22 protein-coding genes and 1 pseudogene are annotated in these 26,538 nt (G+C 65.9%); 16 read left to right on the forward strand and 7 right to left on the reverse strand.

Going from position 1 to position 26,538, the window contains the following annotated elements:
- Positions 1-34 precede the first annotated feature (34 nt).
- Entirely contained in the window at positions 35-886 is an 852-nt protein-coding gene (folD, locus tag KB879_RS07060; RefSeq protein WP_013956386.1) for a bifunctional methylenetetrahydrofolate dehydrogenase/methenyltetrahydrofolate cyclohydrolase FolD, read from the reverse strand.
- Positions 887-1,046: 160 nt separating this feature from the next.
- Here folD and KB879_RS07065 point away from each other — a divergent pair, with 160 nt between their 5' ends.
- Positions 1,047-1,727: a hypothetical protein gene (locus tag KB879_RS07065; protein WP_153955936.1), complete on the forward strand. Its 681-nt coding sequence runs from the start codon at positions 1,047-1,049 to the stop codon at positions 1,725-1,727.
- A gap of 102 nt (positions 1,728-1,829) precedes the next feature.
- Here KB879_RS07065 and KB879_RS07070 read toward each other — a convergent pair whose 3' ends face one another.
- A complete protein-coding gene (locus tag KB879_RS07070) occupies positions 1,830-2,462 on the reverse strand; it encodes a response regulator transcription factor (RefSeq protein WP_010813074.1) in 633 nt (210 codons plus the stop codon).
- 169 nt (positions 2,463-2,631) lie between these two features.
- Positions 2,632-5,217, reverse strand: a pseudogene (locus KB879_RS07075) (PAS domain S-box protein).
- 422 nt (positions 5,218-5,639) lie between these two features.
- Between KB879_RS07075 and aceE the strand changes: the two are divergent.
- The 7 genes from aceE (at position 5,640) to amrS (ending at position 14,857) form a co-directional block, all read left to right on the forward strand.
- Positions 5,640-8,327 (forward strand): pyruvate dehydrogenase (acetyl-transferring), homodimeric type, encoded by a 2,688-nt coding sequence (gene aceE, locus KB879_RS07080; RefSeq protein WP_153955938.1) that lies wholly within the window; start codon positions 5,640-5,642, stop codon positions 8,325-8,327.
- A gap of 167 nt (positions 8,328-8,494) precedes the next feature.
- A complete protein-coding gene (gene aceF / locus KB879_RS07085) occupies positions 8,495-10,165 on the forward strand; it encodes a dihydrolipoyllysine-residue acetyltransferase (protein ID WP_153955939.1) in 1,671 nt (556 codons plus the stop codon).
- A gap of 68 nt (positions 10,166-10,233) precedes the next feature.
- A complete protein-coding gene (locus KB879_RS07090; protein ID WP_013956392.1) occupies positions 10,234-10,911 on the forward strand; it encodes an MFS transporter in 678 nt (225 codons plus the stop codon).
- A 33-nt stretch (positions 10,912-10,944) separates the two neighbouring features.
- The gene (lpdA, locus tag KB879_RS07095; protein ID WP_211980967.1) at positions 10,945-12,729 is read left to right on the forward strand and encodes a dihydrolipoyl dehydrogenase; all 1,785 of its coding nucleotides are present in this window, start codon (positions 10,945-10,947) and stop codon (positions 12,727-12,729) included.
- Between the two features lie 316 nt (positions 12,730-13,045).
- Complete coding sequence (locus tag KB879_RS07100; RefSeq protein ID WP_041227872.1) at positions 13,046-13,483, forward strand: universal stress protein; 438 nt, start codon at positions 13,046-13,048, stop codon at positions 13,481-13,483.
- 94 nt (positions 13,484-13,577) lie between these two features.
- Complete coding sequence (locus tag KB879_RS07105; RefSeq protein ID WP_013956395.1) at positions 13,578-13,772, forward strand: hypothetical protein; 195 nt, start codon at positions 13,578-13,580, stop codon at positions 13,770-13,772.
- Positions 13,769-14,857, forward strand: a complete 1,089-nt coding sequence (amrS, locus tag KB879_RS07110) for an AmmeMemoRadiSam system radical SAM enzyme (protein WP_153956152.1) — start codon at positions 13,769-13,771, stop codon at positions 14,855-14,857. Before KB879_RS07105 ends, amrS begins: the two co-directional genes overlap by 4 nt.
- Positions 14,858-15,139: 282 nt before the next feature.
- Here amrS and phaP1 read toward each other — a convergent pair whose 3' ends face one another.
- Complete coding sequence (gene phaP1, locus KB879_RS07115) at positions 15,140-15,718, reverse strand: TIGR01841 family phasin PhaP1 (RefSeq protein ID WP_013956397.1); 579 nt, start codon at positions 15,716-15,718, stop codon at positions 15,140-15,142.
- A 359-nt stretch (positions 15,719-16,077) separates the two neighbouring features.
- On the opposite strand from phaP1, the gene KB879_RS07120 reads away from it, so the two are divergent.
- From KB879_RS07120 to pbpG, 5 genes are all read left to right on the forward strand, one after another.
- A complete protein-coding gene (locus KB879_RS07120; RefSeq protein ID WP_041228360.1) occupies positions 16,078-16,998 on the forward strand; it encodes a histone deacetylase in 921 nt (306 codons plus the stop codon).
- Entirely contained in the window at positions 16,995-17,918 is a 924-nt protein-coding gene (locus KB879_RS07125; RefSeq protein ID WP_249221260.1) for a DMT family transporter, read from the forward strand. The genes KB879_RS07120 and KB879_RS07125 overlap by 4 nt, the downstream gene beginning before the upstream one ends.
- 72 nt (positions 17,919-17,990) lie before the next feature.
- Positions 17,991-18,449, forward strand: coding sequence for a thioesterase family protein (locus tag KB879_RS07130; protein ID WP_211980968.1), 459 nt, complete (start codon positions 17,991-17,993; stop codon positions 18,447-18,449).
- 17 nt (positions 18,450-18,466) lie between these two features.
- A complete protein-coding gene (locus KB879_RS07135; RefSeq protein WP_153956154.1) occupies positions 18,467-19,189 on the forward strand; it encodes a nitroreductase in 723 nt (240 codons plus the stop codon).
- 272 nt (positions 19,190-19,461) lie between these two features.
- On the forward strand, positions 19,462-20,685 hold the full coding sequence (gene pbpG / locus KB879_RS07140) for a D-alanyl-D-alanine endopeptidase (protein ID WP_211980969.1): 1,224 nt from the start codon (positions 19,462-19,464) through the stop codon (positions 20,683-20,685).
- Between the two features lie 68 nt (positions 20,686-20,753).
- Here the strand turns inward: pbpG and KB879_RS07145 are convergent, their stop codons facing one another.
- From KB879_RS07145 to KB879_RS07155, 3 genes are all read right to left on the reverse strand, one after another.
- Positions 20,754-22,166 (reverse strand): FAD-binding oxidoreductase, encoded by a 1,413-nt coding sequence (locus tag KB879_RS07145; RefSeq protein WP_211980970.1) that lies wholly within the window; start codon positions 22,164-22,166, stop codon positions 20,754-20,756.
- A 15-nt stretch (positions 22,167-22,181) separates the two neighbouring features.
- Positions 22,182-22,931, reverse strand: a complete 750-nt coding sequence (locus tag KB879_RS07150) for a FadR/GntR family transcriptional regulator (RefSeq protein WP_153956157.1) — start codon at positions 22,929-22,931, stop codon at positions 22,182-22,184.
- 140 nt (positions 22,932-23,071) lie between these two features.
- A complete protein-coding gene (locus KB879_RS07155) occupies positions 23,072-23,857 on the reverse strand; it encodes an IclR family transcriptional regulator (protein WP_013956405.1) in 786 nt (261 codons plus the stop codon).
- 236 nt (positions 23,858-24,093) lie between these two features.
- Here KB879_RS07155 and KB879_RS07160 point away from each other — a divergent pair, with 236 nt between their 5' ends.
- The 3 genes from KB879_RS07160 to KB879_RS07170 are packed head-to-tail and all read left to right on the forward strand — an operon-like array spanning position 24,094 to position 26,527.
- Positions 24,094-24,819 (forward strand): (Fe-S)-binding protein, encoded by a 726-nt coding sequence (locus KB879_RS07160; protein WP_011615043.1) that lies wholly within the window; start codon positions 24,094-24,096, stop codon positions 24,817-24,819.
- 29 nt (positions 24,820-24,848) lie between these two features.
- Positions 24,849-26,261, forward strand: a complete 1,413-nt coding sequence (locus KB879_RS07165) for a LutB/LldF family L-lactate oxidation iron-sulfur protein (protein ID WP_153956158.1) — start codon at positions 24,849-24,851, stop codon at positions 26,259-26,261.
- The gene (locus KB879_RS07170; protein ID WP_153956159.1) at positions 26,258-26,527 is read left to right on the forward strand and encodes a hypothetical protein; all 270 of its coding nucleotides are present in this window, start codon (positions 26,258-26,260) and stop codon (positions 26,525-26,527) included. The genes KB879_RS07165 and KB879_RS07170 overlap by 4 nt, the downstream gene beginning before the upstream one ends.
- Positions 26,528-26,538: the final 11 nt, after the last annotated feature.

Consider the following 26,538-nt stretch of genomic DNA (forward strand, 5'->3'; position numbering starts at 1 on the left):
CCAGAGCCCCGGGTGGCGTATCGTACGCGCGGCCTCAGCCGGCGGCGCGCTCGGCGGCTTCCAGCGTATTGACCAGCAGCATGGTGATGGTCATCGGCCCGACCCCGCCCGGCACCGGCGTGATGTAGCCGGCGACTTCACGCACGCCGGCAAAGTCGACGTCGCCGCACAGCTTGCCGTTGTCGTCGCGGTTCATGCCCACGTCGATCACCACCGCGCCCGGTTTGACCATGTCGGCGGTGATCAGGTTGCGCTTGCCGACCGCGGCCACCACCACATCCGCGTCGCGGGTGTGGGCGCCGATGTCGCGCGTCTTGCTGTTGCAGATGGTGACGGTGGCGCCGGCCTGCAGCAGCAGCATCGCCATCGGCTTGCCGACAATATTGGAGGCGCCCACCACCACGGCGCGCGCGCCGCGCAGCGGGAACTGGACCGATTCCAGCATCTTCATGCAGCCGTAGGGCGTGCAGGGGCGGAACAGCGGGGCTCCGGTCATCAGCGCACCGGCATTGGCCACGTGGAAGCCGTCGACATCCTTTTCCGGCGCGATGGCTTCAAGCACCTTGTGGCTGTCGATATGCTTGGGCAAGGGCAGCTGCACCAGGATGCCGTGGATGTTGGGGTCCTGGTTTAGTGCCTCGATGCGGGCCAGCAGTTCCGCCTCCGACAGGTCGGCCGGGTAGCGGTCGAGTGAGGAATGGAAGCCGTTGTCCTGGCAGGCCTTGACCTTGTTGCGGACGTAGACCTGGCTGGCCGGGTCCTCGCCGACCAGGATCACGGCCAGGCCGGGCCGGTGACCACGCTCAGTCAGGCGGGCGGCGCGCAGGGCGGCTTCGGAGCGGATTTGTTTGGCAAGGGCGTTGCCGTCGATCAGGTGGGCAGGCATGGAGGCTGGGCGGGTTCGTGGCCGGGAGGTGGAGGTGCCGCCGCGCGCCGGAGCGCGGGTTGGGCTAAAGGCGGAATTATAAAGGTTGCGTGGGGCTTGCCGCACGGAGCTTGACCGGGTGCAAGGGCCGAGCGGGGGCAGCGCTGGTAGCATCGGCCGCATGCACACCGCGCTGCCGTCCCTGCTGTCCCACCCCTTGCTGCTGTTGCTGTCCCTGGCGGCACTGCTGTGGGCGCTGACGCGCCGGCCCTGGCAGCTGTTGCGGCGCAATGCGCTGCAGAACGCCTGGCTGGGTGCGATGGTGCTGGTGGCGCTGCTGTGGACGTTGCGCGCCACGCTGGTCGGCGGGCTGGTGATCCAGCTGCTCGGCGCCACGCTGATGGTGACGCTGTTCGGGCTGCCGCTGGCGCTGCTGTCGCTGTTCGTGGTGGACGTGGTGTCGCTGTTCGGGCTCGAATACCTGGCCGGGCATGGCTGGGCCCAGTTCGACTGGCCCTCGCTGTGGGTGCGCTACGTCTGGCTGGCGCTGCTGCCGGCGCTGATCTCCGCGGCGCTGCAGGCAATGATGCGGCGCCTGCTGCCACGCCATCCGTTCGTTTTTATCCTGGGGCACGGCTATTTCACGGCCGGGCTGGCCGCGCTGGGCGCCAGTGCGGCGGAAGCCGGCTGGCGCCACCTGACGGCGCCGGGCCTGCCATGGAGCGTTGCCGAAACCCTGACGGCAGCCGTCATCCTGGCCTTTGGCGAGGCCTTCCTGACCGGCATGCTGGTGGCGATTTTTGTGGTCTATCGGCCACAATGGGTCGTCACGTTCCGGGACGAGGAATACCTGGACCGCTGACGGGACTGAGGGGATGCAGAGGCGGCGCCGGACGGCGCGCGGAGAGGGCAGCCGGTGCGGCCGCGGGCCGCACCGGGTCAGGCGGAGGCAGGCGCCGGCCGCTCAGCTGTTGCGCGACAGCGCCAGGCGCAGCAGGTCGGCGACGGTGTTGACGTTGAGCTTTTCCATGATGTTGGCGCGGTGCGCCTCCACGGTCTTGATGGAAATGCCCAGGTCGTCGGCGATCTGCTTGTTCAGGCGGCCGGCCACGATGCGCTCCAGCACCTGCTGTTCGCGCGTGGTCAGCTTGCCCAGCAGGTCCTTGGCGGCGCGCTGCTCGCGTGCGGCGGAATGGTCGGTGCGGGCCTTGGTCAGCATGCGCTCGACCAGTGCGCGCAACTCGGACTCGTCGAAGGGCTTTTCGATGAAGTCGATGGCGCCGCGCTTCATCGTCGACACCGCCATCGGCACGTCGCCGTGGCCGGTGATAAAGACGATGGGAATGTCGATCTGCTCGGCCAGCATGCGCTCCTGCAACTCCGGGCCGCTCATGCCGGGCATGCGCACGTCGAGAATCAGGCACGACACCTGGCTGGCATCGTAGGCGGCGAGGAACTGCTCGGCGCTGGTGAAGCTGCGCACCTGATAGCCATTGCCCTCCAGCAGCCAGGTCAGCGAGTCGCGCATGGCTTCATCGTCGTCGACGATGAACACGGTCTCGCCGCGGTGGGGCGTGGGGTTTGGCGTTGCGGTCATGTAGTCTCCTCGGGACAACAATTCATTGCTGCGAAGTGTAACCGGCAGCGGCCCTCTGTGGCGAGACAGGCCCCCCACATCCGTGGGGAAACGGGGCGGGCCGGCTTTTTCTGGAATCCTTGGGTACGCCCGGGCGCGAAGGCCCCGGCAACAGGGCCTGTGGTTCGGCTTAATGCTCGGCCAGCGCCGATTGCAGCGGCAGCATGATTTTAAATGTACATCCGATGCCGTCGGCATTGTTCTCCACCCACAGGCGGCCCTGGTGCGACTCGATGATCGAGCGGCAGATGTTCAGCCCCATGCCCATGCCGTCGGATTTGGTGCTGAAGAAGGGTTCGAACAGGCGCTCCTTGGTGGCTTCGTCCACGCCCGGCCCCTGGTCGATCACGTCGATATGGACGTTGTCGCCGATCTCGCCCGGCTCCACCCGCGCGTGCAGGCGCACCACGCCGCCGGCATGCAGAGCCGGCAGGCCGGCCATGGCTTCCACGGCGTTCTTGAGCAGGTTCACCAGCACCTGCTCGATCAGCACCGGGTCGACATAGACCGTCAGCGGCGGGGTTGGCAGGCGGGTCAGGATGGTGACGCGGCGGCGCGTGGCCTCCAGGTCGGCCAGGCCTACCGCGTCGGCGACGATGTCGTGCAGCGCGGCCTCGCGCCGCTGCGGCTGGCTGCGCTTCACGAAGCCGCGGATGCGGCTGATGATGGTGCCGGCGCGCACCGCCTGGGCCTAGGTCTTCTCCAGCACCGGGATCAGGTCCTCGGGCGTGCTGCGGCCCGAGTGCAGCCGCGCCACCGCGCCCATGCAGTAGTTGTTGATGGCCGCCAGCGGCTGGTTCAGCTCATGCGCCAGCGACGACGCCATCTCGCCCATGGTGGTCAGGCGGCTGGTGAACTGCAGGCGCTCTTCATGCTGGCGCGCCATTTCCTCGGCGGCCTTGCGGGCGGTGATGTCGGTGGCGATCTGCATCTGCGCCAGGTGGCCGTCGACCCACTGGATATAGCGGCGGCGCACTTCGAACCATTTCTGCATGTCCGGCACGAACACTTCGCGCGCATCCGATGCGTACGGCATCAGCTCGGACGCCGGCAGGCCGGCATAGGCGTCGACATAGTCGGTGTTGTCGCTGGAGACCTGGTCCTTGTCGAGGTCGTCGCCGGCCAGCTTCAGGTGGCCCTCGGCCTCCCAGCCAAACAGCTGCCGGTAATAGCGGTTGGCAAAGAGCAGCTCCGCCTTGTCGGTGGCCAGCACCGACACCGCGGCGTCCAGGCTCTCCAGCACCGTGGTGAAGCGGTCATGCGCCGCGGCCAGTTCCTCGCGCGCGCGCTTGGGCTCGGTGATGTCCGTCATCGAGCTCATCCAGCCGGTATGGCGGCCGCGGCTGTCCACCAGCGGCGACACGTACATGCGCGCATAGAAGCTGCTGCCGTCGCGGCGCATCACGCGCATCTCATAGCCGCCGGCGGGCGACTTGCCCTGCAGGGTCAGGTCGATCTGCTTCTGCATCTCCTGCTGGTCGTTGGGCGGCCAGTAGGGGAAGGGCGGCAGGCGCCCGACCAGGTCGTTCTCCTGCCAGCCGGTCATGCGGCAGAAGGCCGGGTTGACATAGGTGATGCGGCCGTTCAGGTCGAGCGCGCGCAGGCCGATCAGCATCGAGTTTTCCATCGCGCGCCGGAACGAGGTCTCGGCCAGCAGCGCGCGCTGCGCCTCGGAGCGGCGGCTGGTGTGGCGCCACATGCTCCACAGGCTCCACAGCAGGAAGCACGACAGCCCTACCACCAGCCACAGCAGCATGTTGTTGGGCAGGTTCGACGCCGGCGGGTAGGCATCGGCGCGCAGCGACAGCGAGTGGCCCGGCGGATCCAGCAGCACCTCGTACGACAGCGCATTGCCCGGCACTGGCCGCAATGAGGTGCTGGCGCGGGTCTGGTTGTTCTTGTCGATCAGCGAGAAGCGGTAGCGCTCGGTCAGCTCGGGCGGCAGCAGGTGCGTCAGGATGCCGTTGATCGAGTACAGCGCGCCGAGCGTGCCGAGGAACTCGTTGTCGCGCACGATCGGCACTTCCATCAGCATGAAGCTGTCGCCGCGGTCGTTGACCAGCGGGCGCGAGTAGACCACGCGCTGGGTCTCGCGCGCGGCGTCGAAGGTGTCGAGCACTTCGGGCTCGAGCGGCTGGTCCTGGGTCTCGCGCAGGCGGCTGGCGAATTCCGAGGTCGATGGCAGCGACCAGCGGCCGCGCTTGGTGGCATCGAGCCAGTTGATGAAGACGATCTCGGGGTTTTCGCGCAGGATTTCCTGCGCCGCGGTGCGGTAGGCGCCTTGCTCGAGCTGCGCGGCGGCGATGTCGCGCGCCAGCGAGGCCAGCTGGTCCTGGTTGCTCAGCAGCGACAGACGCACGCGCTGCTGTGCCCAGGCGGCGTCGCGGTACAGGGCGTCGCGTTGCTGCTGGCGCTCGGTCTCGTGAAGGGACCACAGGATCACGCCCATGGCCACCGTGAACAGTACGATGGCAACCAGCGGGATGAACATGAACCAGCTGGTGGCCACCAGGTTGCGCCAGCGCAGCCACCACAGCCCGCGCGGTGCGGCCACGGGGGCGCCGTCGTCGGGGCCCAGCGCCTCGATCGGCCCCAGTCCGGCCGCCGGCGAAGGGGCGTGCGCGGGATCGCCTCCGGCCGCCTTGGCTGATCCCGACGCGTCGGGAGGAAGCATGGCTGCACGCAGGCTGGAGAGAAGTCGGTCGAAAAACGGCATGGGAGGGATTGACGGCTGATCGACCAGTGTACCGAGATTATTGCGGTGCGTCGCTTGGGGAAAGCGCCAATGAAAACATTGCTGCTGCGGCCGGTGCGGGCAGGCTTATGGCGCATGGCGGGCCGGTCCGGTGGTGATTCTTGGTGCGCTGCCGCATAATCCCACATTATAAAAAACGATATCGCAATTTGAAAATTTCACTTGTGTTGGACTTTGCGCTTCCATAGAATCGGTTCGACCCAACAATGCCGGCGGTAGCCATGTGCCTGCCGCGCGGAGAGACCGGAACAGGTTTCCCGGCGGCGGCCCGATGCAAGGCGGCATGGCACCGGATCCGCAAGTCGGTGCGAGTCATACGTAAAGTCGTGTCCAGGCGCTGCCAGCGCGGGCGCGGAAGCAAAGAATTCACCCAGGAGACAGTCATGTCCGCCGTACCAGAGCAGATTCTCGGCGCCTCGAGCGCCAACGACGCCGATCCCCAGGAGACCCATGAATGGCTCGACGCCCTGCAGGGCGTCCTGGCCGCCGAAGGTCCGGCGCGCGCCGCTTTCCTGATCGACAAGCAGATCGAATACGCACGCGTGAACGGCGTCACCCAGCCGTTCCACGCCGAGACGCAGTACATCAACACGATTCCGGTCGAGCAGCAGGCCCGCATTCCCGGCGACCAGGACATCGAGCACCGCATCCGCTCGTACACCCGCTGGAACGCCATGGCGATGGTGCTGCGCGCGAACAAGCACACCAACGTCGGCGGCCACATCTCGTCGTTCGCCTCGGCTGCCACGTTGTATGACGTCGGCTACAACCACTTCTGGCGCGCCCCGTCGGAAGCCAGCGGCGGCGACCTGGTCTTCGTCCAGGGCCACTCGGCTCCGGGCGTGTATTCGCGCGCCTTCCTGCTCGGCCGCCTGACCCAGGACCAGCTCGACAACTTCCGCCAGGAGGTGGACGGCAAGGGCATCTCGTCCTACCCGCACCCATGGCTGATGCCGGACTTCTGGCAGTTCCCGACGGTGTCGATGGGCCTGGGCCCGATCATGGCCATCTACCAGGCCCGCTTCATGAAGTACCTGGACAGCCGCGGCCTGGCCAAGGCCGGCGATCGCAAGGTCTGGGCCTTCCTGGGCGACGGCGAGACCGACGAGCCGGAATCGCTGGGCGCGATCGGCATGGCCGGCCGCGAGAAACTCGACAACCTGGTCTTCGTCATCAACTGCAACCTGCAGCGCCTGGACGGTCCGGTGCGCGGCAACGGCAAGATCATCCAGGAACTGGAATCCGAATTCCGCGGTGCCGGCTGGAACGTGATCAAGGTGGTTTGGGGCAGCAAGTGGGATTCCCTGCTGGCGCGCGACACCAAGGGCCTGCTGATGAAGCGCATGATGGAATGCGTCGACGGCGAGTACCAGACTATGAAGGCCAAGGACGGCGCCTACGTCCGCGAGCATTTCTTCAACACGCCTGAACTGAAGGCGATGGTGGCCGACTGGTCCGACGACGATATCTGGCGCCTGAACCGCGGCGGCCACGATCCGCACAAGATCTACGCCGCCTACAAGGCCGCCAGCGAGCACAAGGGCCAGCCCACGCTGATCCTGGCCAAGACCATCAAGGGCTATGGCATGGGCGACGCCGGCCAGGCCATGAACGTGGCCCACCAGCAGAAGAAGATGCCGGTGGACGCGATCCGCAAGTTCCGCGACCAGTTCAATCTCCCCGTTGCCGACGACCAGCTGGAAGATGTGCCGTACATCACCTTCCCGGAAGGTTCGAAGGAACTGGAATACATGCGCCAGGCGCGGCAGAACCTGGGCGGCTACCTGCCGACCCGCCGCCAGAAGGCCGAAGCCCTACCGGTCCCGCAACTGTCCGCGTTCGAGGCGCTGCTGAAGGCCACCGGCGAGGGCCGAGAAGTGTCCACCACCATGGCCTTCGTGCGTATCCTGAACACCCTGCTGAAAGACAAGCAGATCGGCAAGCACGTGGTGCCCATCGTCCCGGACGAGTCGCGCACCTTCGGCATGGAAGGCCTGTTCCGCCAGGTCGGCATCTGGAACCAGGAAGGCCAGAAGTACGTGCCGGAAGACCATGACCAGCTGATGTTCTACAAGGAATCGCAGACTGGCCAGGTGCTGCAGGAAGGCATCAACGAAGCCGGCGCCATGTGCGACTGGATCGCCGCCGCCACGTCGTACTCGACGCACGGCGTGCAGATGATCCCCTTCTATATCTACTACTCGATGTTCGGCATCCAGCGGATCGGCGACCTGTGCTGGGCCGCTGCCGACATGCGCTCGCGCGGTTTCCTGCTGGGCGGCACCGCCGGCCGCACCACGCTGAACGGCGAAGGCCTGCAGCATGAAGACGGCCACTCGCACGTGTTCCACGCCGCCATCCCGAACTGCATCTCGTACGACCCGACCTTCCAGTACGAGCTGGCGGTGGTCATGCAGGACGGCCTGCGCCGCATGTACGCCGAGCAGGAAGACGTCTACTACTACCTGACGGTGATGAACGAGAACTACGAGCATCCGGAAATGCCGGCTGGCGTAGAGCAGGACATCGTCAAGGGCATGTACCAGTTCCGCAAGGGCGTCGAGAACAGCAACGCGCCGCGCGTGCAGCTGCTGGGCTCGGGCACGATCTTCCGCGAAGTGATCGCCGCTGCTGACCTCCTCAAGAAGGACTGGGGCGTGGAGTCGGACCTGTGGGGCTGCCCGAGCTTCACCGAACTGGCCCGCGAAGGCCACGACGTCGAGCGCTTCAACCTGCTGCACCCGACCGAGACCCCGCGCGAATCGCACGTGGCCAAGAGTCTGAAATCGGCCCGCGGCCCGGTGATCGCCTCCACCGACTACGTACGCGCCTTTGCCGAGCAGATCCGTCCGTTCGTGCCGCGCCGCTACGTGGTGCTGGGCACCGACGGCTTCGGCCGCTCGGATACGCGCGAGAAGCTGCGCCACTTCTTTGAAGTGGACCGCTACTGGGTCACGCTGGCCGCGCTCAAGGCGCTGGCCGACGAGGGTGCGATCGGCCGCGACAAGGTCGCCGAGGCCATCAAGAAGTACAACCTCGATCCGAACAAGCCCAACCCGATGTCGGTCTGATCCGGCAGCCAGCACCAACCCCCGCAGTACGGCAACGCCGTGCCGCGGGCGCCCCGGCCAGAGCCCGGACGGCGCCTTGCGGCATGGCGGCGTGACAGAAGCGGGCGGCGAAGGTAATCTCGCCGCTTGCGGACGTCGCGCGTGCCGGCCTGCCCAGGAGACACTGAATGAGTCAAGCGATTGAAATCAAGGTGCCGGATATCGGCGACTATGACGCCGTTCCCGTCATTGAAGTGCATGTGAAACCCGGCGACAGCATCGACGCGGAAGACGCGCTGGTGACGCTGGAGTCGGACAAGGCCACCATGGACGTGCCCTCGCCGCAGGGCGGCGTGGTCAAGGAAGTCAGGATCAAGGTTGGCGACAACGTCGCCGAAGGCTCGGTGCTGGTGATGCTGGAGCCGGCCGGCCAGGCCGCTGCTGCGCCCGCGCCTGCAGCCGCACCGGCGCCTGCCGCCGCTGCACCGGCCCCGGCAGCCGCCGCAGCCCCCGCAGCCCCCGCGCCGGCTCCGGCCGCAGCGCCGGCTGGCGGTGGCGGCATCATCGAGGTGAAGGTGCCTGATATCGGCGACTACGACGCCGTGCCGGTCATCGAAGTTCACGTCAAGGCGGGCGACACCATCAATGCCGAAGACGCCGTGGTGACGCTGGAGTCCGACAAGGCCACCATGGACGTGCCGTCGCCGCAAGGCGGCGTGGTCAAGGAAGTCAAGGTCAAGGTCGGTGACAACGTCGCCGAAGGCACGCTGCTGCTGATCCTGGAAGGCGCCGCCGCAGCCGCCGCCCCGGCCGCTGCCGCCGCGGCACCGGCTCCGGCTGCCAGCGCGCCCGCACCGGCGCCGGCCCCCGCAGCCGCCGCCCCGGCTCCGGCCGCAGCGCCTGCTGCCGCGCCGGCCGCCGCTGGCGCAACCGGCAAGGCCGCCCACGCCAGCCCCTCGGTGCGCAAGTTCGCACGCGAGCTGGGCGTGGACGTGTCGCGCGTGCCGGGTACCGGCCCCAAGGGCCGTATCACCCAGGAAGACGTGCAGGGCTACGTCAAGGGCGTGATGAGCGGCCAGGCCGCCGCGCCCGCGCAGGCCGCCGCGGCTGGTGCCGGTGGTGGCGAGCTCGGCCTGCTGCCGTGGCCGAAGGTCGATTTCACCCGCTTCGGCGAGGTCGAAAGCAAGGCCCTGTCGCGCATCAAGAAGATCTCGGGCGCCAACCTGCACCGCAACTGGGTCATGATCCCGCACGTCACCAACCATGACGAAGCGGATATCACCGAACTGGAAGCCTTCCGCGTCCAGCTGAACAAGGAAAACGAAAAGGCCGGCATCAAGGTGACGATGCTCGCCTTCATGATCAAGGCCACGGTGGCGGCGCTGAAGAAGTTCCCGAACTTCAATGCCTCGCTGGACGGTGACAACCTCGTGCTGAAGAAGTACTTCAACGTCGGTTTCGCCGCGGACACCCCGAACGGCCTGGTCGTGCCGGTGATCAAGGACGCCGACAAGAAGGGCGTGCTGGAGATCAGCCAGGAAATGAACGAACTGGCCAAGCTGGCACGCGACGGCAAGCTCAAGCCGGACCAGATGCAGGGCGGCTGCTTCTCGATCTCGTCGCTGGGTGGCATTGGCGGCACGTACTTCACGCCGATCATCAATGCGCCGGAAGTGGCCATCATGGGCGTGTGCAAGTCGTACCAGAAGCCCGTGTGGGACGGCAAGCAGTTCGTGCCGCGCCTGACGCTGCCACTGTCGCTGTCGTGGGACCACCGCGTCATCGACGGTGCCGAGGCCGCGCGCTTCAACACGTACTTCGGGCAACTGCTGGCGGATTTCCGCCGGATCCTGCTGTAAGCGGGGTTGCGCCGGGCAGGCCGACGGCCTGGCCTGCCCGGCGCACCACGCGCAACCGGGAGCGAGCCATGACTACCTGCGTGGTCGTCAGGAAGGGCGCCGAGGTGGCCATCGCGGCAGACGCGCTGGTCACCTTTGGCGACACGCGCCTGTCGCGTGCCTACGAGCGCAACCAGAAGGTGTTCCCGGTGGGCGACGGCTTTATCGCGCTGGCCGGGACCACCGCGCACTTCCCGGTCATGCGCACGCTGCTGGCGGGGCTGGGCGAGGAGTGCCGGCTGGGCTCGCGCGACGACGTGTTCCGCACCTTCCTGAAGGTGCATGAGAAGCTGAAGTCGGACTATTTCGTCAACACCAAGGAAGACGAGGACGATCCCTACGAGTCGTCGCAGATCGTATGCCTGATCGCCAATCCGGCGGGCATCTTCGGCGTCTATTCGTACCGCGAGGTGTTTTCGTTCGACCGCTTCTGGGGCATCGGCTCGGGCCGCAACTACGCGCTGGGCGCGATGCATGCGGTCTATGACCGGCCGGACCTGGATGCGGGCGAGATCGCGCGTATCGGCGTCGATGCGGGCGTGGAGTTCGACAAGAGTTCGGCGGGGCCGATCGAGGTGCACACCGTGCGGCTGCACGAGGGTGACGCCGCACCGGCGGCGGTGGCTGGCGGTACCGCGGGTGGCAATCCGTCGACCGGCAATACAGCACCCGACAGCGCGGCAACCAACAACGACGGCGCGCCCTGAAGCCGAGAGGCGGGCGCGCATAGAGGAGCAAACATGAGTGTGATCGAAGTCAAGGTGCCGGATATCGGCGATTTCGACGCGGTGGAAGTGATCGAGGTGCTGGTCAAGGCCGGCGACACGGTCGAGGTGGAACAGTCCCTGATCGTGCTGGAATCCGACAAGGCCAGCATGGACGTGCCGTCGTCGGCCGCCGGCAAGGTGGTTGAGGTCAAGGTCAAGGTCGGCGACAAGGTCGGCCAGGGCGCGGTGATCTGCACCATCGAGGCCCAGCAGGCCGCGGCCGCCCCGGCGCCCGCGCAAGCCCCGGCACCGGCGCAGGCTCCCGCACCCGCGGCGGCTGCTCCGGCCCCGGCTCCTGCCGCCGCCAGCCACAGCGGCGGCGCCGATATCCAGTGCGAGATGCTGGTGCTGGGCGCCGGCCCCGGCGGCTATTCGGCCGCTTTCCGCGCCGCAGACCTGGGCATGAACACCGTGCTGGTGGAGCGCTACGGCACCCTGGGAGGCGTCTGCCTGAATGTGGGCTGCATCCCGTCCAAGGCGCTGCTGCACAACGCCGCCGTGATTGACGAAGCCAAGGCGCTGGCTGCCCACGGCATCCTGTTCGGCGAAGCCAAGATCGACCTGGACGGCCTGCGCCACTACAAGAACCAGGTGGTCGGCAAGCTGACCGGCGGCCTGGCCGGCATGGCCAAGGCGCGCAAGGTGCAGGTGGTGCGCGGCGTCGGCAATTTCCTCGACCCGCATCACCTGGAGGTGGAGCTGACTGAAGGCGAGGGCAAGCAGACCACCGGCAAGAAGACCGTGATCCGTTTCGAGAAGGCCATCATCGCCGCCGGCAGCCAGGCGGTGAAGCTGCCCTTCATCCCCGACGACCCGCGCATCGTCGACTCGACCGGCGCGCTGGAGCTGCCCGAAGTGCCCAACAAGATGCTGGTCATTGGCGGCGGCATCATCGGCCTGGAAATGGCCACGGTGTACAGCACGCTGGGTGCCGACATCGACGTCGTGGAAATGCTCGACGGCCTGATGAACGGCGCTGACCGCGACCTGGTCAAGGTCTGGGAAAAGAAAAACAAGGACCGCTTCGGCAAGGTCATGCTGAAGACCAAGACCGTCGGCGTGGAAGCCAAATCGGACGGCATCTACGTCAAGTTCGAAGGCGAGGCCGCACCGGCCGAGCCGCAGCGCTACGACCTGGTGCTGGTGTCGGTAGGCCGCTCGCCCAACGGCAAGCGCATCAGCGCCGAGAAGGCAGGCGTTGCCGTGACCGACCGCGGCTTTATCAACGTCGACAATCAGTTGCGCACCAACGTGCCGCATATCTTTGCGATCGGCGATATCGTCGGCCAGCCGATGCTGGCGCACAAGGCCGTGCACGAAGCCCACGTGGCGGCGGAAGCCGCCCATGGCGAGAAGGCCTACTTCGATGCCAAGCAGATCCCGTCGGTGGCCTTCACCGATCCGGAAGTGGCCTGGGCCGGCCTGACCGAAGACGAATGCAAGGCGAATGGGATCAAGTACAGCAAGGGCGTGTTCCCCTGGGCGGCTTCGGGCCGCGCCATCGCCAACGGCCGCGACGAGGGCTTCACCAAGCTGATCTTCGACGAGGAAACCCATCGCGTGATCGGCGGCGGCATCGTCGGCACGCATGCCGGCGACCTGATCAGCGAGGTCTGCCTGGCGATCGAGATGGGCGCCGACGCGGTGGATATCGGCAAGACCATCCATCCGCACCCGACGCTGGGTGAGTCGATCGGCATGGCGGCGGAGATCTATGAAGGTACGTGTACTGACGTGCCTCCGCCGCGCAAGCGCTGAGCGCCGGTCGCCGCATGCGAGAAAGCCCGCCTGTCCAGGCGGGCTTTCTCATGGGCAATTATGCAATTAACCGCCAAGATTTGGCGGCGTCCGCGAGATCTGGTGCCACAACCGCTTGCATCGCGGCCGGGATGCAGTTTGCGACAGGAGCGGCGCAAGATCTTCGCTGCCTATACTGAATGCAGCCGGCATGCACCTCAATGCAACCGAGGGCGGCACTGCATATTCGCACGCGGCCGTTCGCTTGCCAGATGTCTGCTGGCGGGATCCGGTGGCCCCCCGTGTGGCTACCGTTCAGCTGACAAGGAGGCACGACGTGTTCAGGCATCTTCTTGTTGCGGTAGACGGCTCCGCCCTGGCCGAAGCGGCCTTTCGCAAGGCACTGGTGTTCGCGCAGGAGACGCAAGCCAGCATTACGGCGGTGCGCGCCTGCCCGGATTTCCACATCACGACTTACCACACCGAAATGCTCACCGACACCCGAGAGCAGTTCGAAGAGGCGGTCCTCGAGGACGCATCGAAATACCTGGACGGCATCGCCCGAGAGGCCGCCGCGGCAGGCGTGCCTTGTGACACCAGCAGCGTGGTCGACGACCACCCCTACGATGCCATCATCAAGGCTGCCGAAGAAAAGGATTGTGACCTGATTGTCATGGCATCTCATGGACACAGGGGTGTGAAGGGTCTGCTGATCGGCAGCGAAACCCTGAAGGTACTGACCCACAGCAAGATTCCGGTGCTGGTATATCGCTGAACGCCGCGTGAATGGGGTCGCCGGCATCGATGATGCCGGACACGTTCGTGATGCCACCATGGTTGCCTGTCATGGGCGCCATAAAGGATCCGCCATGAGCACTCGCCGCTATGTCGTGATGATCGACCAGCCCAGGGACGTTGCCGACGAGCAGATGGCAGAGTACATCAAGCATGCCATCGCCGGCTGGGGTGCCGGATTGCCCCCGCCTCCGGCGGACAGCCCGTTCTTCGACCTGGATGTGTTGTCGGTAACCGTGATCAGCAAGCCGCACAAGGACCATCCATGAAGGATGTGCCCGGTTCAGGGAGCTACCCCGGCCGTTACTGGCATTTCCTGGATGACGGTCGCATGCAATGCGACCTGTGCCCGCGCAACTGCCGCCTGCACGGCGAGCAGCGCGGCGCTTGCTTCGTGCGCCAGCGGGTCGGCGATCGGATGGTGCTGACCGCCTACGGCCGCTCGTCGGGCTTCTGTATCGATCCTGTAGAGAAGAAGCCGCTCAACCACTTTTACCCGGGCTCCGCCGTCCTGTCGTTCGGCACGGCCGGCTGCAACCTGGCCTGCAAGTTCTGCCAGAACTGGGATATCAGTAAATCGCGCGAGATGGAGACCCTGGCCGATGCGGCCATGCCCGAAGCGATCGCCGCATCGGCGGCGGCACATGGTTGCAAGAGCGTGGCCTTCACCTACAACGACCCGGTGATCTTCGCCGAATACGCCATGGACGTAGCCGATGCCTGCCACGAACTGGGGATCAAGGCGGTGGCAGTGACCGCCGGGTATATGGGCGCCCAGGCGCGGCGTGATTTCTACGCCAGGATGGATGCGGCAAACGTCGACCTGAAAGGCTTTACCGACGCGTTCTATGTTGCCTTCACCGGGGCGCACCTGCAGCCGGTACTGGAGACGCTCCAGTACCTGAAACACGAAACCGATGTCTGGCTGGAGATCACGACGCTGCTCATTCCCGGCAAGAACGACAGCGATGACGAGATTCGCGCCGAGGCCCAGTGGATCGCCAGGGAGCTTGGGCCCGACGTTCCGCTGCACTTCACCGGATTCCATCCGGACTACAAGATGCGCGACGTGCCGCCGACACCATGCTCCACCCTTGCGCGCGCTCGCAAGCACGCGTTGGCGGAGGGGCTGCATTACGTCTACACCGGCAACGTCCACGATACTGCCGGTGCCACCACGTATTGCCCTGTTTGCCGCGCGCAGCTCATTGTGCGCGACTGGCATGCGATCGAAAGCTATCGCCTGACGCCCACGGGAACTTGCCCGGACTGCTTTGCGCAGATTGCAGGACGTTTCGGGAATTTTGAGCGTCAGTTCGGGCGGCGGCGGATTCCTGTGTACATCGGGGAATAAGCCGGCATGCAGGCGCAGTGCCCACAGCCGCTGGTCGCTGGGACCAACCTGGTGGAAGGGGGAAGCGCAAAAAAAAAGCCCGACCTGTAGAGGTCGGGTTTAACGATACCTTTGGACAAGGAGACCGCGGTACCGAGGAGACATCGGCAGACAAGGCAGCGCCGGTGCAACTCAGTCAGGGCACTACCTTCATCGTTGGCAAAGCACACCGCAAACGCCAGGCGTCGATATGCTTTGCCAACGGACCGGCCGTAGCCGGTCCATCTTCAACGCAGACTGCTATCAGGCAGCCGTCGTCTTCTTCGCCGTGGCCGTACGGGCCGTGGCGCTGGCTTGCTGGGCAGCCTTGGTGGCAGCCGTTGCCGCAGCCTGGAAGTTGGTTTCAGCGATTTCGACCGCTTGCTTGGTCGCCTTCTGCACCGACTCGTAGGCGTTGTTGGCAGCGGAGATCGCCGACTTCACGATGGCCACGGTCGATTCCGAACCGGCCGGGGCGTTCTTGGCGAGGTTCTCGACCAGGGCTTGCACGTTCTTCGAGCCTTCGGCCAGTTGGGCCTCGGCTACCTTGGTGAACTCGCTCTGGGTTTCCGAAGCGATTTCATACAGGTGGCGCGTGTAGGCCAGGGTCTTTTCGGCAACCGGCTGCACGGCTGCGGCCTGGATGGCCAGCAGTTCCTGCGCGTCCTTGGCCGACAGTGCCTTCTTGGCGTTGTCGACGCTTTCTGCGAACGAGGTCTTGACGACCTGCAGGTTCAGCTCGACGAGCTTTTCGACGCCTTCAAACGCCTTGGTGGTCAGGCCGAACAGCGTTTCGAGGTTGGCCTTTTGCGCTGCTGCAACTTGTTCCGGGGTGAGGATCATTGCTGGTCTCCAGTGGTGAACTTCAAGGTCTAGCAAATTAAGCCGCCTAGATGTCAGGGCCGTGACGGTGTTGTGCCGGATTCGGCCAGCCCAGGCGTGTGGGTGGGTCAAGGCGCATTTCTTGTTTGGTGCGCCGCAACAATTCCTATTGTAGAGACGCCGGATTCAATGTCAAGTGGATTTTGTGCGATGCACAAAAGAGCGTTGCAGACGATGTACGGATGTGGCGGCTGCGCTATCCCGGCACGCTCCGGCGACGGCCGGGCAGGGGTGCTACCATCCCGGATTGCCCGCGCCCGCACGGCTGGCCGCCGCCGGGAATCCAACAAGACGTGAACCGAACCGCCCAGGCCACTTCCATGCTCGCTTTCTACGCCGACCACTTTGTGCTGCCACTGCCACCCGGGCACCGTTTCCCGATGCGCAAGTACAGCATGCTGCGCGATGCCGTCGCGGCGCAGGTGCCGGGGTTGCGCCTGGTGGAGGCGCCGCGCGCGGGCGACGACGCCTTGTTGCTGGCGCACACGCCCGGGTACGTGCAGGCCGCGTCAACCGGCACGCTCGACGCGGCGCGCCAGCGCGAAATCGGCTTCCCGTGGTCCGAGGCCATGGTGGAACGCTCGCGGCGCTCCGCCGGCGCCACCATCGAGGCCTGCCGGACGGCGCTGCGCGAAGGCGTTGCCGTGAACCTGGCGGGCGGCACCCACCATGCGTATGCCGACAAGGGCGGCGGCTTCTGCGTGTTCAACGATGCCGCCATTGCGGCCCGCGTGCTGCAGCGCGATGGTGCCGTGCGCCGCGTGGCCGTGGTCGACCTGGACGTGCACCAGGGCAACGGCACCGCGTCGATCCTGCAAGGCGATCCCTCCGTGTTCACGCTGTCGCTGCATGGCGAGAAGAACTATCCGTTCCGCAAAGAAGCCAGCAACCTGGACGTCGGCCTGCCAGACGGCTGCGACGACGACACCTATGCGCAGGCGCTGCAGGCGGCGCTGGACACGCTGTTCAGTCGCTTCGATCCTGAACTGCTCATCTACCTGGCCGGTGCCGATCCGCATGAGGGCGATCGCCTCGGGCGGCTCAGGCTGACCCTGGCGGGCCTGGCACGGCGCGACCGGCTGGTGTTCGATGCCGCGCATGCACGCCAATTGCCGGTGGCAGTGGCGATGGCGGGCGGCTACGGCAACCAGATCGAGGATACGGTTGCGGTCCACGCGCAGACTGTGAGCCTAGCCGCGCAATATCACGCGCGCCATGCACAGGTGGCGCTGGCCTCATGAGTGGCGTGATGGAGCAAGGCGGCGCAGCGGCAAGCGCCCGCGCCACCCTGTGGGTGGCGTCGATGCCGTGGCTGTTCGTGCTGATCTGGAGCACCGGCTTTATCGTCGCCAAATACGGCATGCCGTATGCGGAGCCGATGACCTTCCTGTTCCTGCGCTTTGCCGGCGTGGTGGTGCTGATGGTGCCATTCGTGCTGCTGGCGCGCGTGCCGCTGCCGCGCCTGCCAGGCAAGGCGGAAACGGACTGGCGCGCCGTCGGCCATATCGCCGTCGCCGGGCTGCTGCTGCAGACGGGCTACCTGGGCGGCGTCTGGGCGGCGATCAAGCTTGGCATGCCCGCCGGCATATCGGCGCTGATCGTCGGCATGCAGCCGATCCTGACCGCGCTGATCGCCACGCGCATGGGTGAGCGCATCGGCGCGCGCCAGTGGCTGGGGTTGCTGCTGGGCATTGCCGGCGTGGCACTGGTGGTGGCCAACAAACTGGGTGCCAGCGGGCTCACGCCGGCAAGCCTGGCACTGGCGGGTGGCGCCTTGCTCAGCATCACGGTCGGCACGGTCTACCAGAAGCACTACTGCCCGGTGTTCGACCTGCGCATGGGCTCGGTGATCCAGTTCGCCGCGGCGGCACTTGCGTGCGTGCCGTTCATGTTCCTGTTCGAGACCCGCGCGGTGCAGTGGAGTGCCGCGATGTTCGGTGCCATGGCGTGGTCGGTGGTGGCGCTGTCGATCGGCGCGATCTCGCTGCTGTTCCTGCTGATCCGGCAGGGCGCGGCCACCAAGGTGTCGAGCCTGATGTACCTGACGCCGCCCACTACCGCAGTGATGGCCTGGCTGCTCTTCGGCGAGCGCTTTCCGCCGCTGGCCGCTGCCGGCATGGTGCTCGCGGCGCTGGGTGTCGCACTTGTCATCCGCCGCTAGCCGCGGCGCGTTCGAGTCGCGTACGCGGCTACTTCAGAGTATTCCTATTCCATCCTGTTCCGTCCACGTCTCATGAAACCGCAAGCCGAGTCGCGCAGTGCCTATCTGTACTTCCAGCCGATCACCACGCGTTGGATGGATAACGATGTCTATGGCCACGTTAACAACGTTGTCTACTACAGTTATTTTGATACCGTGGTGAATACCTACCTGATCCGGCAGGGCGTGCTCGATGTCACATCGGGCGACACGATCGGGCTGGTGATCGAGACGCAGTGCAACTACTTCTCGTCGCTCAGCTTCCCCGAGACCGTCGTGGCCGGCCTGCGCGTGGCAAGGCTGGGCACGTCGAGCGTGCGCTATGAGGTCGGGCTGTTCAGCGGCGACAACGAGATCGCCGCCGCGCAGGGGCATTTCATCCACGTCTATGTCGATCGCGCCACGCGCCGGCCGGTGCCGTTGCCCGAGCCGCTGCGCGAGGCGCTGCTGCCGTTGGTGATGACCGACGCGGTGGCGGGCGGGCAACGGTAGGAACGGGGCAACAGGAGATGAACAAGATGTCCCACGAGGTGCAATTCGGTTCGCAGGATGCCGTGGACTGCGTGGATCGCGCGATCCTGACGCGGCGTTCGGTGCGGGCCTTTCTCGATACGCAGGTGCCGCGCCGGACCGTCGAAGAAATCCTGGCCGTGGCCAGCCGTGCGCCGTCGGGCACCAATACGCAGCCGTGGCGCGTCTATGTGCTGTCCGGCGAGGCCAAGGCCAAGCTGTGCGCCGATGTGCTGGGCGCCTACGAAGACCCCGAGCGCGACAGCAAGTACCTGGAGGAGTATCCGTACTACCCGCGCGAGTGGGCCGATCCCTACTTGTCGCGGCGGCGCAAGGTGGGTTGGGACCTGTACGGGCTGCTTGAGATCAGCCGTGAAGACAAGGCGCGCATGCATGAACAGCATGCGCGCAACTTCCGTTTCTTCGATGCGCCGGTGGGGATGATCTTCACCATCGACCGCATCATGGAGCAGGGCAGCTGGCTGGACTACGGCATGTTCCTGCAAAGCATCATGGTCGCCGCCCGGGCGCGGGGGCTCGATACCTGCCCGCAGGCGGCGTTCACGCAATTCCACAAGATCATCGGCAGTCACCTGCGGCTGCCGCCGGAGGAAATGGTGGTGTGCGGCATGTCACTGGGTTTTGCCGACCCGGAAGCGATCGAGAACCAACTGACCACGGAACGTGAACCGGTCAGCGAGTTCGCGCGTTTCCTCTCATAGTAAAGCTTGTATCAATGTGTAACGATGAATGCCGATATACAAGGTGACTTCCCTGTGTTGGCTGGAGTGTTTCCAGGAGGCAGCAAGGTGAACCCGGGTACGCCCGGGGCAAGCCAGAGGCGGTTCGCATGCAAACGTGACCTTTTGGTTGCTTTTTCCACAATGTGGAAATGTTTGCAAATCGAACTTTAAGGAGCGTCTGTAAGTCTTTAATCTTGCTAACAATTTCTTTCTTTCCTACACTAGCGCCATTCCTATGCGCTGAACGAATCATGTTCCGGTCTGATTCCATTTTTTCCAGATTCTTCGGCTCCGCACCCCTGTCCGCTGTTGCTGCCGCGGTCCTGGTGTCGGTGTCGATGGTCGCGGCACCCGTGGCCCTAGCGGCCACCACGTCTGCAACCACCCAAAAAACGTCCAAGAAGCAGGCAAAATCGGCTAACGCCGAGAAAAAGAGTGCTTCGAAGACTGTCGCCAAGAGTTCGCGTGGCGGCAAGGTCGCCAAGAGCGAAGCAAGCAGCACGCGCAAGGTGGTGGTGCTGAGGAACGGCAAGCGCCATACCGTTGTGGCCCAGCGCGCGGCACCCGTGCGCGCCGTCTTCACCCCGGCCAAGCCGTCGCTTGGCGAAGCCATGGGCTTGCGCGACACCGATGACGCGCTGGCACTGCGTTCCAGCGTGGCGCTGGTGATGGACCAGAACTCAAACGAGGTGCTGTTCCAGAAGAACGCCAGCGCGGTGCTGCCGATTGCCTCGATCACCAAGCTGATGACCGCGCTGGTGGTGATGGACGCCCGCCTGCCGATGGACGAAGTCCTGACCATCTCCGAGGACGACCGCGACACCGAGAAGCACAGCAGTTCGCGCCTGCGCTTCGGTACGCAGTTGACGCGCCAGGAACTGCTGCTGCTGGCGTTGATGTCGTCCGAGAACCGCGCCGCGTCGGCACTGGGCCGCAACTATCCGGGCGGCCTGCCGGCCTTTGTGCAGGCGATGAACCGCAAGGCCCGCGAGCTGGGCATGAACGACAGCCACTTCGTCGATTCCAGCGGGCTGTCGAGCAGCAATGTGTCGAGCGCGACAGACCTGGTGCGCATGGTCAACGCAGCGTACCGCAACCCGACCATCCGCGAGTTCTCGACGCAGACCGAGCATGAGGTCAACGTGATGGGCCGCACCCAGCACTACGTCAGCACCAACCGCCTGGTGCGCGGCGGCAACTGGGAGATCGGCCTGCAGAAGACCGGCTTTATCTCCGAAGCTGGCCAGTGCCTGGTGATGCAGGCCAAGGTCCAGGGCCGCAACGTGGTGATGGTGTTCCTGGACTCGGCCGGCAAGCTGTCGCGCTTTGCCGATGCCAACCGCGTCAAGGAATGGCTGGAGCATGCGCCGTCGCCATCGTCCCCGCAGCGTGGCTTCCCGTCGTCGCCGAACCTGACGCAGGCTCCGGGCGGCGCGCACGCGATCCTGGCTTCGCAGCAGTCGCGCGGCATTTGATACGGAACGCCTGACCGGAAAAAACGCGCCGTGCTACGGCGCGTTTTTCTTTTTGGCGGCCGCGGCCGTCAGAGCAGCTTGCCGGGGTTCATGATCCCGGCCGGGTCGAACACGGCCTTGATTTCGCGCATCAGCCGCAGTTCCAGCGGGTCCTTCATGGCCAGGAAGGCATAGCGCTTGAGCTGGCCGATGCCATGCTCGGCGCTGATGCTGCCGCCGTAGCGCATCACTTCGTCCAGCACTGCGTCGGTCACCGCATCGCCTTGCGTGGCCGCCCAGTCCCTGGGCGCGCCGGCTGGGCGCGACAGGTTGTAGTGCAGGTTGCCGTCGCCGAAGTGCCCGAAGATAAAGGGCCGGATGGCGGGATCGAGCCCACGCAGCCGCGTTTCCATCGAGGTCATGAAGGCCGGGATCTGCTCGATCGGCAGCGAGATGTCGTGCTTCAGGTGCGGGCCGTCGGCGCGCTGTGCCTCGGAGATTTCCTCGCGCAGTTTCCACAGCGCCTGCAATTGTGCGAGCGAGGCAGACACGGCTGCATCGAGGCACAGCTCGCGCTCCAGCGCCTCGCCGATGACGCGTTCGAGCAGCGCGTTCAGTGCCGCTTCATCGGTGGTGTCGGCCAGTTCCACCAGCACATAGGCGGGGTAGCGCTGCGCAAACGGTTCCTGCACCCCTTCCGCGTGCGTGAGCACCAGGTCCAGGCAGTCGCCGGTAAAGAACTCGAAGGCCTGCAGGCGCGCGCCGCATTGCGCGAACAGCAGCTCGTAGAGTGCCAGCGACTGCGCCGGTGAGGCCACCGCCGCCAGCACCACGCTGCGCGTGTCGGTGCGCGGGAACAGCCGCAGCGCGGCCGCGGTGATCACGCCGAGCGTGCCTTCGGAGCCGATCAGCAACTGCTTCAGGTCATAGCCGGTATTGTCCTTGCGCAGCGTGCGCAGGCCGTGGAAGACCTCGCCGTTGGGCAGCACGGCTTCCACGCCCAGCACCAGCTCGCGCGCCATGCCATAGCGCACCACGTTCACGCCGCCGGCATTGGTCGCAAGGTTGCCGCCGATCTGGCATGAATCTTCAGCCGCCAGCGACAGCGGCAGCAACCGGTTGGCGTCTTGCGCCGCGCGGCGCAGGTTGCCGAGGATGCAGCCGGCCTCGGCAACCATGGTGTTGGCGATGGTGTCGAGCGAGCGCACCGCGTTCATGCGATCCAGGCTCAGCACCACGTTCTGCGCCTGCGCATCGGGTGTGGCGCCGCCGCACAGGCCGGTATTGCCGCCGCGCGGCACCACCGGCACCGCGGCCTGCTGGCACAGCGCCAGGGCGCGCGACACCTCGTCCACGGTACGCGGCCGCAGCACGGCCTGGGCCTGGCCGCGGTAGATGCCGCGCCAGTCGGACAGCCACGGGGCGATGTCGTCGGGGTTGGTCAGGACGGTGTCGGCGCCGAGGGCCTCGGTGAGCCGCTGGGCGAATTGGCCGGTTTGCATGATGGCGGTGTCGTTTCAGGAAAGGGAAGGGTGGCTGCTGGCGCGCGCTGTCGACGTTTCATCGGCGCGCGTGCGCAGCACAAGGCCAAGTCGGCGTGCGGCGCATTGCAGGTGCGTCACCGCGGCGGCGCGGGCTGCCGCGGCATCGCCACGGCGGATAGCATCGACGATCGCTTCATGCTCGGCATGCACGGTCTCGGCCAGGCCGGCCTGGCGCAGCGTATTGGCGCGCGCGGTGGCCACGGCCTGGTGCAGCTGCAGGTTCAGGTACTGCAGCAGCTGGCGGTAGTAGGGGTTGTGCGTGGCGGCGGCAATGCCGATATGGAAGGCGGCGTCGATATCGGCGGCCGGCTGCGGGTCATAGAGATGAGCGTGCAGCCGCTGCAGCAACCCGCTCAGTGCGGCCACGTCCTCATCGCTGCGGCGCGCGGCGGCCAGCGCCGCGGCGGCGCCTTCCAGGTCGATGCGCAGGTCGTACAGGTCCGCCAGCCCGCTGGCGTCGATATCGGGTTCGCGCGGCAGCTGGAACCCCGCCGCGCCGGTACGCGAGCGCACCGTGCAGCCAACGCCCTGGCGTGACTCGACGAGCCCCTGCGAGCGCAGGTGCTCGGTGACTTCGCGGATCACCGCGGCGCTGACGCCGTACTGCTCGGCCAGCTGCCTGCCGGTCGGCAGTCGGCTGCCGACGGGGTAGGTGCCGCTTTCGATGTCGGCGCGCAACTGGCGGGTGACCTGTTCGGTGAGGGTGACGGCACGGGTTCGCATAGTGCCGATTATAAGGTTTGCTGGTTATCTGAAAACATAGGGTAAACCATTGAATTGGGATGGCCGCGGCCCCAAAGCAAAACGCGCGGACTGCCATGATGGCAATCCGCGCGTTGGCGGTGGCTGGTGATTCGGTCTTTTCAGGCGGCAGCTTCGGTCACGTAGCCCATGCCGCGCGAGATCTGCAGCGCCGTGTCCTTCAGGTTCTGCAGCCAGCTGTCCTGCAGCCGGTCGGCCGGCGCCGACAGCGACAGCCCGGCCACCAGCCGGCGCGAATCGTCATAGATGCCGGCGGCAATGCAGCGCACGCCAAGTTCCAGCTCTTCATTGTCGCGCGCATAGCCGTTGGAGCGCACCCAGCTGAGTTCCCGCTCGAGCTTGGTCAGGTCGGTGATCGAGGTGCGCGTATGTCCGGCCAGCCCGGTGCGGGTGGCGTAGTTGCGCACGCGCGCGGCTTCGTCCGCAGCCAGGAACAGCTTGCCGACCGAGGTCAGGTGCAGCGGCGCGCGGCCGCCGATGGCGCGCACCACCTGCATGCCCGAGCGCTCGCTGTAGGCGCGCTCGATGTAGACGATCTCGTCGCCCTGGCGCACCGACAGGTTCACGGTCTGGCCGGTGACGCGGTGCAGCGCGCGCATCGGCGCCAGCGCCGCGTCGCGCACCGACAGGCGTGCCTTGACCAGGTTGCCCAGTTCCAGCAGCCGCATGCCGAGCCGGTAGCTGCCGGGATCGGAGCGGTCGACAAAGCGGCAGGCCACCATGTCGTTGAGGATGCGGTGGGCAGTTGAGGGATGCAGCCCCGTGGCCAGTGACAGCTCTTTCAGGCTGACCGGGTCGGCGTGCTGCGCGAGCGCGTCCAGCAGGGTCATCATGCGCTCGATGACCTGGATGGACGTCTTGCCGGGTGACTTGTCTGCGTCGGACATAGATGGGAAAAAAGAGAAATGTTGCCGTGCGGCATTTTTAAGCGTCTGCCTGATTCTATCTCGCATTGTGAAAATTTCAATAGGTGAAATGACATTACCGTAAGAAATGCCCGGTGATGTCGCTCGCGCAAGTGATGTGCATTGCACCTGATTCACGCCCTTGCTGAACGGTTTGTGCGCCACGCGCGACGCAAACGCGCATAATTGTGGGGTTTCGGGGTCTGGAGAAGTCGACAATGCGAGTTGGTCTGTTCGCCACCTGCCTGGTGGACCTGATGCGTCCGGAAATCGGGTTTTCGGTGCTCAAGCTGCTGGAAGCCGCCGGCTACGAGGTCATGGTGCCCGAGGCGCAGACCTGCTGCGGCCAGCCGGCCTACAACTCGGGCGAGCGCGCGGTGTCGCGCGACCTGGCGGAGAAATTCCTGCGCGAGTTCGAGATGTTCGACTACATCGTGGTGCCGTCGGGCAGTTGCGGCGGCATGATCCGCCAGCATTACGGCGACCTGCTGCACAACGATCCCGAACTCAACGGCCGCTACGAGCGCCTGCGCGAACGCGTGTTCGAGCTGACGGATTTCCTGGTCAACGTGGCCAGGGTGCAGACGCTGCCGTCGTCGTTCTCGGGCCATGTCACCTATCACGATTCCTGTTCCGGCCTGCGCGAGCTGGGCGTCAAGCAGCAGCCGCGTGAGCTGCTGTCGCGCCTGCCGGGCGTGCAGCTGACAGAAATGAAGGATTGCGAAGCCTGCTGCGGTTTTGGCGGCACCTTCTCGGTCAAGTACGGCAATATCTCGACGGCGATCGTCGATGAGAAGTGCGCCAACATCAAGGCCAGCGGCGCCGATACGGTGGTGCTGGGCGACCTGGGTTGCATCCTCAATATCGAAGGCCGCCTGCGCCGCACCGGCGACAGCAGCACGCGCGTGCTGCATATCGCCCAGGTGCTGGCGGGCGACGCCTGACATCCGCTGAAATCCGGGGAATCGCCACGATGCAAGTCCACAGCATGGAATTCAAGGCGCGCGCCGGCCAGAAGCTGGCCGACCAGCGCCTGCAGCAGAACCTGAAGAAGCTTTCGACCAAGTTCGTCACGGCCCGCGCGGATGCGATCCGCGATATCGACTTCGACGCCACGCGCGAGGCCCTCAAGGAGCGCCGCAACCGCGCGCTGGAAAACCTCGACGTCTGGCTGGCCACCTTCGAAGAGAACGCGACCAGGCGCGGCGCCACGGTGCTGTTTGCCGAGACCACCGCCGATGCCGCGCGCCTGGTGGCCGAGATCGCGCAGAAGCATGACGTGAAGAAGGTCATCAAGAGCAAGTCCATGGTGACCGAGGAAATGCGGCTGAACCAGGTGCTGGGCGAGATGGGCGTGCAGAGCATCGAGACCGACCTGGGCGAATACATCCTGCAGATCAACGACTCGGAGCCGCCGTCGCACATCATTGCGCCGGTGGTGCACAAGGACAAGGACGAGATCGCCGACCTGTTCGCTAGGGTTCACCACAAGCCGCGGCTGACCGAGATCCCGGAGATGACGCGCGAGGCGCGCGAAGTGCTGCGGCCCGAGTTCCTGAGCGCCGACATGGGCGTCACCGGCGGCAACTTCATCATTGCCGAGACCGGCTCGGTGGCGGTGGTCACCAACGAGGGCAACGAAGGCATGTGCACGGTGATGCCGCGCGTGCACGTGGCCGTGACCGGCATCGAAAAGGTGCTGCCGACGCTGGAAGACCTGGCCACGGTGATGCGCCTGCTGCCGCGCTCGGCCACCGGCCAGGCCATCTCGAACTACTTCTCGCTGCTGACCGGCCCGCGCGCCGAGGGCGAGCGCGACGGCCCCGAGCACATGTACTTCGTGCTGGTCGATGGCGGCCGCACCGGGCTGATCGGCGGCGACTTCCAGGAGATGCTGCGCTGTATCCGCTGCGGCGCCTGCATGAATCATTGCCCGGTGTACCAGAAGATCGGCGGCCATGCCTATGGCTGGGTCTACCCGGGACCGATGGGCAGCGTGCTGACGCCAAGCTATGTCGGCCTCGCCAATGCGATCGACCTGCCACAGGCGGCGACCATGTGCGGCGAGTGCAACCGCGTGTGCCCGGCATCGATCCCGCTGTCGGACCTGCTGCGCAAGCTGCGCGAGAAGCAGATGGAACGCGGGCTGCGCCCATGGCAGGAGCGCTTCGCGCTGCAGGCGTGGGGCTACGTCGCCAAGCGCCCGGAGCTGTATGCCTTTGCCACCCGCATCGGCGCCTGGCTGCTGGGCCGCATGGGCGGCAGCAACAAGCTGATTGCCAGCCTGCCGATGGCCGGCAAGGGCTGGACCGAAACCCGCGACATGCCGGCCCCGTCGGGCCGCACGTTCCGCGAACTGTACAAGGAAAGGAGGGCACGTTCATGAGCGCCGCCAACAACGAAGCACTGGTGCGCATGCGTGCCGCACTGGACCAGCACCTGGCCGGATCGATGCCCGCTGGCGACCTGGTGCGCGCATGGCGCGAAGCCGGTACGGGGCTGGCGCTGCCGCCGGTCTACGGGCAGGCAATGGAAGAGCTGCTGCGCCGGCTCGAGATGTCGGCAGTGTTCGCGCAGGATAGCTGCTCGTTCTCGAGCTCGGCTGTGACAGACCAGCTGACGCGCTGGCTGGACAAGGCGGCAACAGTCTGAGGCTTCAGTAC

Origin of the sequence: Cupriavidus sp. KK10, from assembly GCF_018223725.1 — a bacterium.
Lineage (GTDB): Bacteria > Pseudomonadota > Gammaproteobacteria > Burkholderiales > Burkholderiaceae > Cupriavidus > Cupriavidus necator.